Origin of the sequence: Exiguobacterium sp. PFWT01, assembly GCF_018255795.1 — a bacterium.
Lineage (GTDB): Bacteria > Bacillota > Bacilli > Exiguobacteriales > Exiguobacteriaceae > Exiguobacterium.
On sequence record NZ_CP073755.1, the window covers coordinates 131808 to 145000 of the forward strand.

General features: G+C 48.4%; 22 protein-coding genes (1 of these 22 only partly in view). All 22 read left to right on the forward strand.

Annotated elements, in window-relative coordinates; all coding sequences use genetic code 11:
• The first annotated feature begins 21 nt into the window (after nucleotides 1-21).
• Nucleotides 22-561 (forward strand): 50S ribosomal protein L6, encoded by a 540-nt coding sequence (gene rplF / locus KD909_RS00710; protein ID WP_012727662.1) that lies wholly within the window; start codon nucleotides 22-24, stop codon nucleotides 559-561.
• A 34-nt stretch (nucleotides 562-595) separates the two neighbouring features.
• Nucleotides 596-958 (forward strand): 50S ribosomal protein L18, encoded by a 363-nt coding sequence (gene rplR / locus KD909_RS00715; RefSeq protein WP_012727661.1) that lies wholly within the window; start codon nucleotides 596-598, stop codon nucleotides 956-958.
• 20 nt (nucleotides 959-978) lie between these two features.
• Entirely contained in the window at nucleotides 979-1479 is a 501-nt protein-coding gene (gene rpsE, locus KD909_RS00720; protein WP_012727660.1) for a 30S ribosomal protein S5, read from the forward strand.
• Between the two features lie 15 nt (nucleotides 1480-1494).
• Entirely contained in the window at nucleotides 1495-1680 is a 186-nt protein-coding gene (gene rpmD / locus KD909_RS00725) for a 50S ribosomal protein L30 (RefSeq protein WP_012727659.1), read from the forward strand.
• 31 nt (nucleotides 1681-1711) lie between these two features.
• A complete protein-coding gene (gene rplO, locus KD909_RS00730) occupies nucleotides 1712-2152 on the forward strand; it encodes a 50S ribosomal protein L15 (protein ID WP_012727658.1) in 441 nt (146 codons plus the stop codon).
• Nucleotides 2152-3441 (forward strand): preprotein translocase subunit SecY, encoded by a 1290-nt coding sequence (gene secY, locus KD909_RS00735; RefSeq protein WP_012727657.1) that lies wholly within the window; start codon nucleotides 2152-2154, stop codon nucleotides 3439-3441. Before rplO ends, secY begins: the two co-directional genes overlap by 1 nt.
• Before the next feature lie 79 nt (nucleotides 3442-3520).
• On the forward strand, nucleotides 3521-4171 hold the full coding sequence (locus tag KD909_RS00740) for an adenylate kinase (RefSeq protein WP_211782056.1): 651 nt from the start codon (nucleotides 3521-3523) through the stop codon (nucleotides 4169-4171).
• Nucleotides 4168-4926: a type I methionyl aminopeptidase gene (gene map / locus KD909_RS00745; RefSeq protein ID WP_211782057.1), complete on the forward strand. Its 759-nt coding sequence runs from the start codon at nucleotides 4168-4170 to the stop codon at nucleotides 4924-4926. Before KD909_RS00740 ends, map begins: the two co-directional genes overlap by 4 nt.
• A 105-nt stretch (nucleotides 4927-5031) precedes the next feature.
• Nucleotides 5032-5250, forward strand: coding sequence for a translation initiation factor IF-1 (infA, locus tag KD909_RS00750; protein ID WP_021066622.1), 219 nt, complete (start codon nucleotides 5032-5034; stop codon nucleotides 5248-5250).
• A 30-nt stretch (nucleotides 5251-5280) separates the two neighbouring features.
• Nucleotides 5281-5394, forward strand: a complete 114-nt coding sequence (rpmJ, locus tag KD909_RS00755) for a 50S ribosomal protein L36 (protein ID WP_003156543.1) — start codon at nucleotides 5281-5283, stop codon at nucleotides 5392-5394.
• Between the two features lie 19 nt (nucleotides 5395-5413).
• Nucleotides 5414-5779: a 30S ribosomal protein S13 gene (gene rpsM, locus KD909_RS00760; protein ID WP_012727653.1), complete on the forward strand. Its 366-nt coding sequence runs from the start codon at nucleotides 5414-5416 to the stop codon at nucleotides 5777-5779.
• Between the two features lie 16 nt (nucleotides 5780-5795).
• Complete coding sequence (gene rpsK / locus KD909_RS00765) at nucleotides 5796-6191, forward strand: 30S ribosomal protein S11 (protein WP_012727652.1); 396 nt, start codon at nucleotides 5796-5798, stop codon at nucleotides 6189-6191.
• A 92-nt stretch (nucleotides 6192-6283) separates the two neighbouring features.
• Entirely contained in the window at nucleotides 6284-7228 is a 945-nt protein-coding gene (locus KD909_RS00770; protein ID WP_012727651.1) for a DNA-directed RNA polymerase subunit alpha, read from the forward strand.
• A gap of 24 nt (nucleotides 7229-7252) precedes the next feature.
• Nucleotides 7253-7606 (forward strand): 50S ribosomal protein L17, encoded by a 354-nt coding sequence (gene rplQ / locus KD909_RS00775; RefSeq protein WP_012727650.1) that lies wholly within the window; start codon nucleotides 7253-7255, stop codon nucleotides 7604-7606.
• Nucleotides 7607-7675: 69 nt separating this feature from the next.
• On the forward strand, nucleotides 7676-8512 hold the full coding sequence (locus KD909_RS00780; RefSeq protein ID WP_031421869.1) for an energy-coupling factor transporter ATPase: 837 nt from the start codon (nucleotides 7676-7678) through the stop codon (nucleotides 8510-8512).
• Nucleotides 8488-9366 carry an energy-coupling factor transporter ATPase gene (locus KD909_RS00785; protein ID WP_211782058.1) on the forward strand — a complete coding sequence of 293 codons (879 nt, stop codon included), beginning with the start codon at nucleotides 8488-8490 and terminating at the stop codon, nucleotides 9364-9366. Before KD909_RS00780 ends, KD909_RS00785 begins: the two co-directional genes overlap by 25 nt.
• A complete protein-coding gene (locus KD909_RS00790) occupies nucleotides 9363-10154 on the forward strand; it encodes an energy-coupling factor transporter transmembrane component T family protein (RefSeq protein ID WP_211782059.1) in 792 nt (263 codons plus the stop codon). The genes KD909_RS00785 and KD909_RS00790 overlap by 4 nt, the downstream gene beginning before the upstream one ends.
• On the forward strand, nucleotides 10151-10891 hold the full coding sequence (gene truA, locus KD909_RS00795) for a tRNA pseudouridine(38-40) synthase TruA (RefSeq protein WP_211782060.1): 741 nt from the start codon (nucleotides 10151-10153) through the stop codon (nucleotides 10889-10891). Before KD909_RS00790 ends, truA begins: the two co-directional genes overlap by 4 nt.
• Before the next feature lie 143 nt (nucleotides 10892-11034).
• A complete protein-coding gene (gene rplM / locus KD909_RS00800) occupies nucleotides 11035-11472 on the forward strand; it encodes a 50S ribosomal protein L13 (protein WP_012727645.1) in 438 nt (145 codons plus the stop codon).
• Between the two features lie 25 nt (nucleotides 11473-11497).
• Nucleotides 11498-11890: a 30S ribosomal protein S9 gene (gene rpsI / locus KD909_RS00805; protein ID WP_012727644.1), complete on the forward strand. Its 393-nt coding sequence runs from the start codon at nucleotides 11498-11500 to the stop codon at nucleotides 11888-11890.
• A 134-nt stretch (nucleotides 11891-12024) separates the two neighbouring features.
• A complete protein-coding gene (locus tag KD909_RS00810; protein WP_012727643.1) occupies nucleotides 12025-13056 on the forward strand; it encodes a P-loop NTPase in 1032 nt (343 codons plus the stop codon).
• 11 nt (nucleotides 13057-13067) lie between these two features.
• Nucleotides 13068-13193: the beginning of a KinB-signaling pathway activation protein gene (locus KD909_RS00815; protein ID WP_012727642.1), read on the forward strand. It continues 519 nt past the right edge of the window; only the first 126 of its 645 coding nucleotides appear in the window; it begins with the start codon at nucleotides 13068-13070; the stop codon falls past the right edge of the window.

The following is a 13193-nucleotide window of genomic DNA, read 5'->3' on the forward strand; positions in this document are numbered from 1 at the left end:
ACAAGAACGGAGGTGTAATCAATGTCACGTATTGGTAAAAAACCAGTTACGATTCCTGCTGGCGTTACTGTAACAGTTGCTAATGACAACACGGTCACAGTAAAAGGTGCTAAAGGTGAACTTTCGCTTTCAGCTAACCCGGCATTGGAAATCAAAGTTGAAGAGAACGAATTGACGGTTGTTCGTCCAGACGAATCGAAAGAAAGCCGCACAATTCACGGTACGACACGTGCCCTTATTGCCAACATGGTACAAGGTGTGTCGAACGGATTCCAAAAAACACTTGAGATCTCGGGGGTTGGTTACCGTGCTACGAAGCAAGGTAACAAACTCGTCCTCAACCTCGGCTACTCGCACCCAATCGAGTACGTTGCTGAGGAAGGTATCGAAATCGAAGTTCCTTCAAACACGCAAATCATCGTAAAAGGGATTAACAAAGAGCGCGTCGGTCACGTTGCTGCTCAAATCCGCTCGTACCGTGCTCCAGAACCTTACAAAGGTAAAGGTGTTCGTTACTCTGATGAACGTATTCGCCGTAAAGAAGGTAAGACTGGTAAGTAATTCGTCACGAAATGAACGGAAAGGAGTGGCATAAATGATCACAAAGGCAGATAAAAATGCAGTTCGTAAAAAACGTCATGCTCGCGTACGTCGTACGATCACGGGGACAGCAGCTCGTCCACGTTTGAACGTATTCCGTTCGAGCAAGCACATTTACGTTCAACTTATCGATGACGCGGCACAAACAACGCTTGTGTCTGCATCTTCGAAAGATAAAGCTCTCGATCTTACAAATGGCGGTAACGTTGAAGCAGCGAAAGCTGTTGGTAAACTTGCTGCAGAACGTGCACTCGAGAAAGGTATCGACACAGTTGTGTTCGACCGTGGTGGATACCTCTATCATGGCCGCGTCAAAGCTGTTGCAGAAGCAGCTCGTGAAGCAGGTCTTAAATTCTAATAAAAAGGAGGGGACACTCGATGCGCCAGTTAGACGTTAACATGGAACAACTTGAAGAACGCGTTGTTACCGTAAACCGCGTCGCGAAAGTCGTAAAAGGTGGCCGCCGCTTCCGTTTTGCTGCTCTCGTAGTCGTAGGTGACAAAAATGGTCACGTCGGTTTCGGTACAGGTAAGGCACAAGAGGTGCCAGAAGCGATTCGCAAGGCTATTGAAGCCGCTAAGAAAAACATGGTACAAGTACCTATGGTTGGTACAACAATTCCACACGAAATCACAGGAGTATTCGGAGCAGGTCGTGTATTCATGAAACCAGCTTCTGAAGGTACTGGGGTTATCGCTGGTGGTCCAGTTCGTGCGGTGCTCGAACTTGCAGGTGTAGGTGACATCCTTTCGAAATCGTTAGGTTCAAACACACCGATCAACATCGTCCGTGCGACGGTACAGGGCTTGACTGAGCTCAAAAAAGCAGAGGAAGTTGCTAAACTACGTGGTAAAAGCGTAGAAGAACTTCTTAACTAAGGGAGGGAACTAGACATGGCGAAACTCGCAATCACCCTCACACGCAGCACAATTGGTCGTCCGGAAGGTCAGCGTGTTACTGTACGTACACTCGGTCTTCGCAAAATGCATCAAACGGTCGTTGTCCCAGACAACGTCGCGATGCGCGGTATGATCAACAAAGTGTCGCACCTTGTGACTGTAAAAGAAATCAACGAATAATAAAGATTTTAATAAATAAGGAGGTGCCACTATGAAACTCCATGAATTGAAGCCAACTCCAGGTTCACGTCACGAACGTAACCGTGTCGGTCGCGGTATGGCGACTGGTAACGGTAAAACTTCTGGTCGTGGACACAAAGGTCAAAAAGCTCGTTCGGGCGGTGGCGTTCGTCCAGGATTTGAAGGTGGACAAAACCCACTTTACCGTCGTCTTCCAAAACGCGGTTTCAACAACCCAACTCGTAAAGAGTACGCGGTTGTTTCCCTAGACACGCTTAACCGTTTCGAAGCAGGTACTGAAGTTACTCCAGAACTCTTAATCGAGACTGGTGTTGTCAGCTCTGCTAAAGACGGAATCAAGGTCCTTGCTAACGGCAAGCTTGAAACTAAATTGACTGTAAAAGCCAACAAGTTCTCGGGTGCAGCGAAAGAAGCAATCGAAGCAGCTGGCGGTACAGTTGAGGTGATCTGATGTTTCAGACGATCTCCAATATGTGGCGCGTGAAAGATATTCGACAGCGTATTCTCTTCACACTCGCAATCATCATCATTTTCCGCATCGGGGCTCATATCCCGGTGCCGATGGTGAATACGGATGTGTTGCGTTTTGACTCAGGAGGTCTTCTTGACTTCTTGAACTTGTTTGGAGGAAATGCTTTACAGAACTTCTCCTTGTTCGCAATGGGGATCATGCCGTACATTACGGCATCGATCGTTGTGCAACTTTTACAAATGGACGTCGTTCCAAAGTTTGCCGAATGGGCTAAACAAGGAGAGGCGGGCCGTAAAAAGTTAGCGACGGTCACGCGCTATGGGACGATCATCTTAGGCTTTGTCCAAGCGACTTCATTGTCGTTTGGATTTAACCGCCTCTACCCAGGTCTCGTCAATGAGACGTGGGGAACGGCAACTTACTTTGTGATCGCGATTGTACTCACTGCGGGTACAGCGTTCTTGATGTTCCTTGGTGAAATGACAACGGAGAAAGGTGTTGGGAATGGTATTTCCATCATCATCTTCGCCGGTATCGTCGCCGGGTTCCCAAGAATCTTCACGCAGATTTATGAAACAAAACTCCAAAACGCTGGAGATGCATTGTTCATTAATATCGTTTACTTGGTTGTATTGGCACTTGTTATTTTGGCTGTGACGGTTGGGATCATTTATGTTCAACAAGCGGCACGCAAAATTCCAATCCAATATGCAAAACGCACGGCGAACCGTACCCCAGTGGGCGGTCAGTCGACGCACTTGCCAATCAAACTAAACGCAGCAGGTGTTATCCCGGTTATCTTCGCGATTTCCTTCATGGTAACACCACCAACTGTTGCAAGCTTCATTGCTTCGCCGGAGACAACGCAAAAATTACAGACGTACTTTGACACGACGGCGCCAATCGGAATGTCGATTTACGTTGCGTTAATCATTGCGTTTGCCTACTTCTATACATTTATTCAGGTCAACCCTGAACAAATGGCAGAAAACCTGCAGAAGCAAGGTGGTTATATTCCTGGGATTCGTCCTGGGGCGCAAACAGAACAGTACATCACGAAGTTGCTGTATCGATTGACTTTCTTCGGAGCGATCTTCTTATCGCTCGTGGCGATCATGCCGACAATCTTCATTAAGCTTGCCGGTCTTCCAACTTCCGTTCAAATCGGAGGAACGAGCTTGTTGATCGTCATCGGGGTAGCCCTCGAAACGATGAAACAAATCGAAAGTCAACTTGTAAAACGACACTATAAAGGCTTTATCCGTTAAAGCGGAAGGAAGGGTTGACCCTTCCTTCCTGTCGTGTTTACAAGCCCTTCGTGAAAATCAAAACTGGAGGCTAACCGAGATGAATCTAGTACTCATGGGCTTACCGGGTGCTGGGAAAGGGACTCAAGCGGCTAAAATCGTAGAAGAGTACCAAATCCCTCACATTTCGACAGGCGACATGTTTCGTGCGGCAATCAAAGGCGGAACGCCACTCGGTAAAGAAGCCAAGTCATTCATGGATAAAGGCGAACTCGTACCGGACGAGGTAACAATCGGAATCGTACGTGAACGTCTTAGTCAAGATGACACACAAAAAGGTTTCTTACTCGATGGATTCCCGCGTACTGTTGCTCAAGCAGAGGCACTCGAAAGTTTGCTTAAAGATTTGGGGAAACAGATTGACCACGTCGTCAACATCGATGTGGATGCGGAAATTCTCGTCCCACGCTTGACAGGTCGTTGGATCTGCCCAACGTGTGGTGCGACATATCACGTGATCTTCAACCCACCAAAAGTGGAAGGCATCTGTGATGTGGATGGGTCGGCGCTCATGCAACGTGAAGACGATAAAGAGGAAACGGTTCGCCGTCGCCTTGACGTCAACATCGAGCAATCGAAACCACTCATTGACTTTTACGCTGAAAAAGGGTATCTTCGTACATTGGATGGAGATCGTCCAATCGATGTCGTATATGCCGATGTCAAAGCATTACTCGGTGATACTGAATGATCATCACGAAGACGCCTCGTGAAATTGCGATTATGCGTGAGGCTGGGCAAATTGTTGCTCGAACGCACCAGGTGCTCAAACAGCACATTAAACCAGGAATCACGACGCTTGAGCTCGACCGGATTGCGGAAGATTACATTCGCAGCCAAGGTGCGACGCCATCGTTCAAAGGCTATAACGGTTTTACCGGTAGTGTTTGCGCTTCGGTGAACGAAGAGCTTGTTCATGGCATTCCAGGAAAACGGGTATTGAAGGATGGAGATATTATCTCAATCGACATCGGTGCCTACTATAATGGATACCATGGAGATTCCGCTTGGACTTATCCAGTGGGAACAATCTCAGAAGAGACACAGCGGCTACTTGACGTAACCGAAGAAAGTCTGTATAAAGGATTGGAGCACGCCAAGGCTGGAGGGCGATTGACAGATATTTCGCATGCGATTCAAGCATATGTTGAATCACATGACTTTTCTGTCGTCCGCGAATACGTCGGTCATGGTGTTGGACAAAATTTGCATGAAGAACCGCAAATTCCACACTATGGTCCACCGGGGAAAGGGCCGCGCCTGAAGACTGGGATGACGTTAGCCATTGAACCAATGGTTAATGCTGGTCAACGCTATGTTCGAACACTGGCTGATAACTGGACAGTTGTCACCGTGGACGGTAGCATGTGCGCCCACTTTGAGCACACCATCGCCATCACAGACGATGGATACGAGATTTTAACGAAACTCGATTCCGGTGAATGAGGCTCTATTGTTTCATACTGATCCGTTCTGGATCCTTCTCTCACAGTAGATGGCAATAGATCGTCTGTGCTCCTAAAGATTTTCATATAGAAAGGGGAATAAATGATGGCGAAACAAGATGTCATTGAAGTGGAAGGCACTGTTGTCGAACCACTTCCGAACGCAATGTTTAAAGTGGAGTTAGAAAACGGCCACACGGTGCTCGCGCACGTCTCAGGGAAAATTCGGATGCACTACATTCGGATCCTTCCAGGTGACCGCGTAACTGTTGAGTTGTCTCCATACGACTTGACTCGCGGGCGGATTACGTACCGTTATAAGTAACTCCGATTTTTCCAGGAGGAGGGTATACTCATGAAAGTAAGACCGTCGGTAAAACCGATTTGCGAAAAATGTAAAGTTATTCGCCGTAAGGGTAAAGTAATGGTAATTTGCGAAAACCCGAAACACAAACAAAAACAAGGTTAATTTCAGAGGAGGTGCACACATGGCACGTATTGCTGGTGTAGATATTCCACGCGAAAAACGTATCGTTATTTCGCTCACATACATCTATGGTATTGGTAAAACAAAAGCACAAGAAATTTTGAAGGCTGCTAACGTATCTGAAGAGACACGCACACGCGACCTTACTGAAGATGAACTCAACCGTATCCGTGAAGCAATTGACGGAATCAAAGTTGAAGGTGACCTTCGTCGTGAAGTTTCACTTAACATCAAACGTTTGATCGAGATCGGCGCATACCGCGGTATCCGTCATCGCCGTAGTCTCCCTGTTCGCGGTCAAAACACGAAGAACAACTCGCGTACTCGTAAAGGCCCACGCCGTACAGTAGCGAACAAGAAGAAGTAAAGGAGGGAATTGAACAATGGCGAAACGTAAGCAAAACGTACGTTCTAAACGTAAAGTTAAAAAACATGTTGAAGTCGGTGTGGTACACATCCGTTCTACATTCAACAACACAATCATCACAATCACTGATACGCAAGGTAACGCGATCTCATGGGCTACTTCTGGTAACCTCGGATTTAAAGGATCACGTAAATCGACTCCGTTCGCAGCGCAAATGGCTGCTGAAACTGCAGCGAAAGTTGCAATGGACAACGGTATGCGTACAGTAGAAGTTAACGTTAAAGGTCCTGGTGCTGGACGTGAAGCGGCTATCCGTGCGCTCCAAGCTACTGGTCTCGAAGTTACTGCAATCCGTGACGTAACTCCAGTTCCGCACAACGGTTGCCGCCCTCCAAAACGTCGCCGCGTATAATCGCTTGAGCGTGTGAGGGGTTTACCTAGCACGACAGCTTATACTTTAGCAGCTCAAACTGCACGGCAGGATATACTCAAGGAGGGGTTCAGATGATCGAGATTGAAAAACCAAAGATCGAAACGGTCGAAATCAGCGAGGACGCTACGTTTGGTAAATTCGTAGTAGAACCGCTTGAACGTGGATATGGCACTACTCTCGGTAACTCACTACGTCGAATTCTATTGTCATCGCTCCCAGGTGCAGCGGTAACAGCGGTTCAAATCGATGGCGTGCTTCACGAGTTCTCTACGATTGACGGTGTTGTCGAAGACGTCACTCAAATCGTACTCAACCTCAAGAAGTTGGCACTCAAAGTGTACTCGGAAGAAGAGAAAACGCTTGAGATTAACGTTTCAAGTGCCGGTGCTGTCACTGCGGCAGACATTACCCATGATAGCGACGTTGAAATCTTGAATCCTGAGCTCCACATCGCGACTCTCGCTGACAATGCGACGCTTCGCATGCGTTTGACTGCTCGCCGTGGTCGTGGTTACGTCCAGGCAGAAGATAACAAACGTGATGATATGCCGATTGGGGTCATTCCAATCGATTCGATCTATACACCGATTCAACGCGTGAACTACGAAGTAGATAAAACACGTGTCGGTCAAGACGCTAGCTTCGATAAGCTTTTGTTAGACGTGTGGACAGATGGTTCAATTCGTCCGGAAGAAGCTGTATCATTAGGGGCTAAAATTTTGACTGAACACTTGAACATCTTCGTTGGTTTGACAGATGAGGCTCTCAACGCAGAAATCATGGTCGAGAAAGAAGAAGACCAAAAAGAAAAAGTACTCGAAATGACGATTGAAGAACTCGATCTCTCAGTTCGTTCGTACAACTGCTTGAAGCGCGCTGGCATCAACACTGTTCAAGAACTCGCAAACAAATCAGAGGAAGAGATGATGAAAGTTCGTAACCTCGGACGTAAATCACTCGAAGAAGTTCAACACAAGTTGGACGAACTCGGTTTGGGCTTGCGTAAAGAAGACTAAGTTCAACCGAAGGAGGGAAATGTAATGGCTTATTCGAAACTTGGCCGTACAAGCTCGCAACGCAAGGCGCTTTTGCGTGATCTTGCAACTGACCTAATCATCAACGAGCGCATTCAAACAACTGAACAAAAAGCGAAAGAACTTCGCCCAGTCGTTGAAAAATTGATCACTCTTGGGAAACGTGGCGATCTTCATGCCCGTCGTCAAGTAGCTTCATTCGTTCGCAAGGAGAACGCTGGAGAAAAAGACGCAATCCAAAAATTGTTCGAAGACGTGGCACCACGCTACGCTGAACGTCAAGGTGGATACACGCGCATCATGAAAGTCGGCCCACGCCGCGGTGATGGTGCAGAAGTTGTAATCATCGAACTCGTCTAATTCATTAGGCAGTCAACAGGGCATGCGGTGACGTATTGCCCTGTTTCCACATCAGAAAGGAGTCGACCCATGGAATCACAAATTATGGTACGGGATGTCGTATTTCATTACCCTGGACAGTCTGAGCCGGCGCTTAACGGCCTATCGCTCGATGTATATAAAGGGGAATGGCTTGCGATTGTCGGCCATAATGGTTCTGGCAAGTCGACACTGACGAAGTTGTGGAACGGACTTCTCATTCCTGAACAGGGGGAAGTTCGCGTCGAGACACTCGATCCGTCGAACGCCGCAGACGTGTGGGACGTTCGAACGCGAATCGGGGTCGTCTTTCAAAATCCCGACAATCAATTTGTCGGGGCGACCGTGCGCGATGATGTGGCATTTTCTCTCGAAAACATGGGACTTCCACGTCAAGAAATGGTTCGTCGAATTGATGACAGTCTAGCGCGCGTTGGATTATCGGAACTAGCGGACCGTGAACCGCATCAGTTATCCGGTGGACAAAAGCAGCGCGTTGCGATAGCTGCGGCTCTCGCAATGCGCCCGCGTGTCCTCGTGCTCGATGAAGCGACCTCCATGCTCGACCCGATTGGGCGACAAGAGGTATTACAAACGGTACGACAGCTCGTCTCGGAAGGGATGACCGTTGTCGCCATTACACACGAGCTCGACGAAGTGTTGTTTGCCGACCGTATCATTGCATTGTCGAAAGGCAAGATTGCGATGACCGGCACACCTGAAGACGTGTTTCAACATCCTGATACGCTTCGTGACATTCAACTAGATGTCCCGTTTATCGTTCGGATGCAACTCGAACTGAAGGCACGTGGCATTCCACTCGATCGTCTGATGCTACAACATTCGGAGTTGGTGAACCATCTATGCCGATACGCATTGAAGAAGTAACATATCAATACCAAATGAATACTCCGTTTGAACGAACCGCGCTGCGCGATGTGAATGTAACCATTCCGTCGGGAGCGCTTGTTGCGTTTCTTGGGCATACAGGCTCAGGGAAATCGACACTCGTTCAACATATGAACGGCTTATTGCGCCCGACTGACGGACGTGTGGTGGTCGATGATATCACTGTCACCCCGATTCGGACGCGTCGTGACAAGAAACAGAATCTTTTACCGCTTCGGCGTCGCGTTGGGCTCGTCTTTCAATATCCAGAGCACCAATTGTTTGAAGAGACGGTCGAACGCGACGTCATGTTCGGTCCGCGCAACTTTGGCGCGACAGATGCCGAAGCGAAAGAGCGAGCCCACGAGGCCCTTCGTCTTGTCGGCTTGGATGAAACGTTATGGGACCGTTCGCCGTTTGATCTCTCAGGTGGACAGATGCGCCGTGTCGCGATTGCGGGTGTTTTAGCGAGCCGGCCTGATGTGCTCATTGTCGATGAACCGACAGCGGGTCTCGACCCGATTGGGAGACGAGACATGCTCGCCTTGTTCAAACGTTTGCGAGAAGAGTTGAACCTTACGTTGATTCTTGTCTCGCATGACATGGATGATGTACTCGCCTATGCGGAGCGCGTCATCGTGATGGAGCGTGGTCAGGTGGCGTTTGATGGGGATCCGTTTGAATTGTTCCAAGACGAGGCTCTGGTACGACGTCTCCAGCTCGACATCCCGCACGTCTTACGATTCGCGCGTGACATGGCACCGGTTCTTGGAGAAACGTCCATTCCGCTCGTACGAACCGAGAGCGAGCTGGCGGATTGGGTGGCGGAACGGCTGAAAGGGGGAGCGACATGATTATCGGTCAATATATACCGGGGCATTCGTGGCTTCATTCCCTTGATGCGCGTGCCAAGACGCTCTTCATTTTAGGGTTCATCCCGGTTGTTTTTTTAGCTGACAACGTATGGACGAATTTGTTTTTACTCGCGTTCACGTTGTTTGCGGTCAAACTGTCACAGTTATCGTGGCGTTATTTATGGAACGGTCTTCGCATGATCTTATTTTTGATCGTCTTCACGTTGATCTTACAACTGTTATTCAATCGAGACGGCACACTTCTATTCGAATTAGGACCGATTGCGATTTATTCGGAAGGAATTCGAATGGGGCTAATTGTCTCGCTTCGCTTCTTTTATCTCGTCATGTTGACGACACTCGTGACGTTGACGACGACACCGATGGAATTGACCGATTCGATTGAAGCGGGGCTACGACCATTCGAACGGATTCGTGTGCCGGCCCATGAGATTGCGTTGATGCTCTCCATCTCACTTCGTTTCCTACCGACGCTTGCGGACGAGACGGACCGGATCATGAAAGCCCAGCAGGCGCGTGGGGTCGATTTGATGAGTGGACCTTGGAAATCCCGCCTAAAAGGGGTCATCCCTCTTTTGATTCCATTGTTCATCTCCGCGTTTAAGCGTGCTGAAGACCTCGCTACGGCCATGGAGGCCCGCGGCTACCGTGGGGGAGAAGGGCGAACGAGGTTGCGTGAGATGGAGTGGCAAACGCGAGACACAGCCGTATTGCTCATTTTTGTCGCGTTGACGCTCATTTTGTTTGGATTGAGAGGGATTGGATGAGACGAATTAAACTGATTGTCGCCTATGACGGGACACATTATGCGGGATATCAGGTACAACCGAATGGCAATACCATTCAAGCGGAGATTGAATCCGTTTTGGCACGTATGCATCGTCATCCAGTGAAAATCGTCGCCTCAGGTCGTACAGACGCTCGCGTCCATGCGTTAGGGCAGGTGATTCACTTTGATACGTCGTTAGAGATGCCTGCTGAGCGCTTCGTCAAAGCGTTAAACGCCATGCTACCAGACGATATCCTCGTTAAACAGGCGGAAGAAATAGACGATACGTTCCACGCACGTTACGGTGCGAAGCGAAAAGAGTATCGCTACCATATTCGTCAGACCGAGGATCCGTTTCGTCGGCACTATGCTGCGACCGTGACGTATAAGCTGAACCTCGATGCGATGCGTAAAGCGATGGAGCGGTTGATTGGTACCCACGACTTTACGTCGTTCTCTGTGACAAAGGCAGAAGTCGAAGATCGGGTCCGTACCATCTATGAAGCAGAAGTGCTCGAGATGGGAGACGAGATCATATTCCGGTTCGTTGGATCGGGTTTTCTATACAACCAAGTCCGCATCATGGTAGGGACGGTCATCGAGGTAGGGAGAGGAAAGTATCAGCCCGCAGATATCACACAAATGCTGGAGGCGAAGGACCGCCGCATGGCGGGGATTACGGCGCCCCCACACGGTTTGTATTTGTGGAATGTGAATTATGAAAAAGTAGATTGACATTCCCCTTATAAAATCGTATTATATTCATTGGCATTTCATTTTCAAATTTAGAGATGAACCACAATCTTAGCCCCGTAAACTAGGATTATGATAAAGCATCAAAAAATTAAGTGAACAGACATTTCTAGGAGGTATTCCACATGCGCACAACATTCATGGCTAAAGCATCTGAAGTAGAACGCAAATGGCTCCTTATCGACGCAGAAGGCAAAACACTTGGTCGTTTGACTAGTGAAGTAGCTTCACTTCTTCGCGGTAAGCACAAGCCGACTTTCACACCACACGTTGATTGCGGAGACCACGTCATCATCATCAACGCTGAGAAAATCAAATTGACTGGTAACAAATTGAATGACAAGATCTACTACCGTCATTCAGGTCATCCAGGCGGTTTGAAATCACAAACTGCAAAAGAGCTTCTCGCAAAACGTCCAGAGCGTATGCTTGAACTCGCGATCAAAGGGATGCTTCCAAAAGGATCACTCGGTCGTCAACAATTCAACAAACTCCACGTTTACGCTGGAGCTGAACACAAGCACGAAGCACAAAAACCAGAAGTTTACGAACTTCGCGGTTAATCGAGACACAGGGAGGAACTAAACGATGGCAGATGTACGTTACTACGGAACAGGCCGCCGCAAACACTCGGTGGCTCGCGTTCACCTCGTTGCAGGTGACGGTAAAGTTGTTGTAAATGGCCGCGATATCTCAGAATACTTCGGTCATGAGACTTTGATCATGATGGCTAAATCACCACTCGTATTGACTGAAACAGAAGGTAAATACGATGTAATCGTTAACGTTAACGGTGGTGGATACACTGGACAAGCTGGAGCAATTCGCCACGGCGTATCACGTGCGCTTCTTCAAGCGGACCCAGAATTCCGTCCAAGCCTCAAAGAAAAAGGCTTCTTAACTCGTGACGCTCGTATGAAAGAACGTAAAAAATACGGTCTTAAAGCAGCACGTCGCGCACCACAATTCTCGAAGCGTTAATCTTCGCGATGTGGTTCGAACTCTCCATCCTTTCGGGTGGAGAGTTTTTTGTTTGAAATAGTCGATTCCGAACCCGTCAAGAAAACGCTTTTTTTGATATACTGATATCGAAACAGTTAGAAGGGGGAAGCAATATGCTTACAGTAGAGCAAGTACGCGAGGAATTGGCGGGGCTTGTTGATCCGACGATCAACCGAACGCTTGGAGATACAGCAGGGGTAAAAGACATCCGAATCAAAGAAGACTATGTCAGTGTAAAAGTGGCACTCGGTCAAACTGGGAGCGGGGAACAGCTTCAGTTACAACAAGAAATCGTCACGTTGCTCAAGGGGAAAGGCTTTAAGACGGTCGGGCTTCGCTTTGAGGCATTGAACGACGAAAGTTTGAAGGAAGCGACAAAACCGGCGATCCTTCGTGAAAACTCAGGGACGACGTTTATCGCCATCGCTTCTGGTAAGGGTGGCGTAGGAAAATCAACAGTATCCGTCAACTTGGCTGTCGCGCTTGCGCGAGCGGGTAAAAAGGTCGGGTTGATCGATGCGGATATTTACGGCTTCAGTGTTCCAGATATGCTCGGCATTGAGGAACGACCGGTTGTTCGCGGCGAGAAGATCATTCCAGTGGAGCGGTTTGGCGTGAAAGTCATCTCGATGGGATTCTTCGTGGAAGACAATGCGCCGGTCATCTGGCGTGGACCGATGCTCGGGAAGATGTTAAATAACTTCTTCAATGACGTCGAGTGGGGCGATCTTGACTATCTGTTGCTCGACTTACCGCCAGGAACAGGAGATGTCGCGCTCGATATTCATTCCATGCTCCCATCATGTCAGGAATTGATTGTCACGACACCTCATGCGACAGCGGCATTCGTTGCGGCACGTGCTGGAGCGATGGCAATCAAAACGAACCATAAAGTGTTGGGAATCATCGAGAACATGGCCTACTTCGAAAGTAAGGTAACGGGCGAGAAGGAATACGTATTCGGATACGGCGGTGGAGAAAAGCTATCAGAAGCACTGAAGAGTAAGCTTCTTGCTCAAATCCCGCTCGGCCAACCGTACGACAATGAAGAGGACTTTGCACCTTCTGTCTATCGGGATGGACATCCGTTCGAGCATACGTATGATGAGTTGGCGCAAGCAGTCATTAAACAAATAGAAGGGTGAATCGGTGAGAGATGAAAGTACAAGGTTTTTTACGTTTGTTTTGGACAACGCTCGTATTCGGGACGTTGTTCGGGTTCCTAATGAATTTATTGGCGAACCCGGGTTATTTGGTCAGTCAGTCCTGGGAGGCAATTGTC

What these genes read in the sequence shown, in the direction of transcription:
- KD909_RS00740 (WP_211782056.1), top strand. Translation starts at nt 3,521, where the DNA reads ATGAATCTAGTACTCATGGGCTTACCGGGTGCTGGGAAAGGGACTCAA.
- rpmJ (WP_003156543.1), top strand. Translation starts at nt 5,281, where the DNA reads ATGAAAGTAAGACCGTCGGTAAAACCGATTTGCGAAAAATGTAAAGTT.
- rplQ (WP_012727650.1), top strand. Translation starts at nt 7,253, where the DNA reads ATGGCTTATTCGAAACTTGGCCGTACAAGCTCGCAACGCAAGGCGCTT.
- KD909_RS00785 (WP_211782058.1), top strand. Translation starts at nt 8,488, where the DNA reads ATGCCGATACGCATTGAAGAAGTAACATATCAATACCAAATGAATACT.
- rplR (WP_012727661.1), top strand. Translation starts at nt 596, where the DNA reads ATGATCACAAAGGCAGATAAAAATGCAGTTCGTAAAAAACGTCATGCT.
- rpsM (WP_012727653.1), top strand. Translation starts at nt 5,414, where the DNA reads ATGGCACGTATTGCTGGTGTAGATATTCCACGCGAAAAACGTATCGTT.
- KD909_RS00790 (WP_211782059.1), top strand. Translation starts at nt 9,363, where the DNA reads ATGATTATCGGTCAATATATACCGGGGCATTCGTGGCTTCATTCCCTT.
- KD909_RS00770 (WP_012727651.1), top strand. Translation starts at nt 6,284, where the DNA reads ATGATCGAGATTGAAAAACCAAAGATCGAAACGGTCGAAATCAGCGAG.
- infA (WP_021066622.1), top strand. Translation starts at nt 5,032, where the DNA reads ATGGCGAAACAAGATGTCATTGAAGTGGAAGGCACTGTTGTCGAACCA.
- KD909_RS00780 (WP_031421869.1), top strand. Translation starts at nt 7,676, where the DNA reads ATGGAATCACAAATTATGGTACGGGATGTCGTATTTCATTACCCTGGA.
- secY (WP_012727657.1), top strand. Translation starts at nt 2,152, where the DNA reads ATGTTTCAGACGATCTCCAATATGTGGCGCGTGAAAGATATTCGACAG.
- KD909_RS00810 (WP_012727643.1), top strand. Translation starts at nt 12,025, where the DNA reads ATGCTTACAGTAGAGCAAGTACGCGAGGAATTGGCGGGGCTTGTTGAT.
- rplO (WP_012727658.1), top strand. Translation starts at nt 1,712, where the DNA reads ATGAAACTCCATGAATTGAAGCCAACTCCAGGTTCACGTCACGAACGT.
- truA (WP_211782060.1), top strand. Translation starts at nt 10,151, where the DNA reads ATGAGACGAATTAAACTGATTGTCGCCTATGACGGGACACATTATGCG.
- map (WP_211782057.1), top strand. Translation starts at nt 4,168, where the DNA reads ATGATCATCACGAAGACGCCTCGTGAAATTGCGATTATGCGTGAGGCT.
- rplF (WP_012727662.1), top strand. Translation starts at nt 22, where the DNA reads ATGTCACGTATTGGTAAAAAACCAGTTACGATTCCTGCTGGCGTTACT.
- rpsK (WP_012727652.1), top strand. Translation starts at nt 5,796, where the DNA reads ATGGCGAAACGTAAGCAAAACGTACGTTCTAAACGTAAAGTTAAAAAA.
- rpsE (WP_012727660.1), top strand. Translation starts at nt 979, where the DNA reads ATGCGCCAGTTAGACGTTAACATGGAACAACTTGAAGAACGCGTTGTT.
- rpsI (WP_012727644.1), top strand. Translation starts at nt 11,498, where the DNA reads ATGGCAGATGTACGTTACTACGGAACAGGCCGCCGCAAACACTCGGTG.
- rpmD (WP_012727659.1), top strand. Translation starts at nt 1,495, where the DNA reads ATGGCGAAACTCGCAATCACCCTCACACGCAGCACAATTGGTCGTCCG.
- rplM (WP_012727645.1), top strand. Translation starts at nt 11,035, where the DNA reads ATGCGCACAACATTCATGGCTAAAGCATCTGAAGTAGAACGCAAATGG.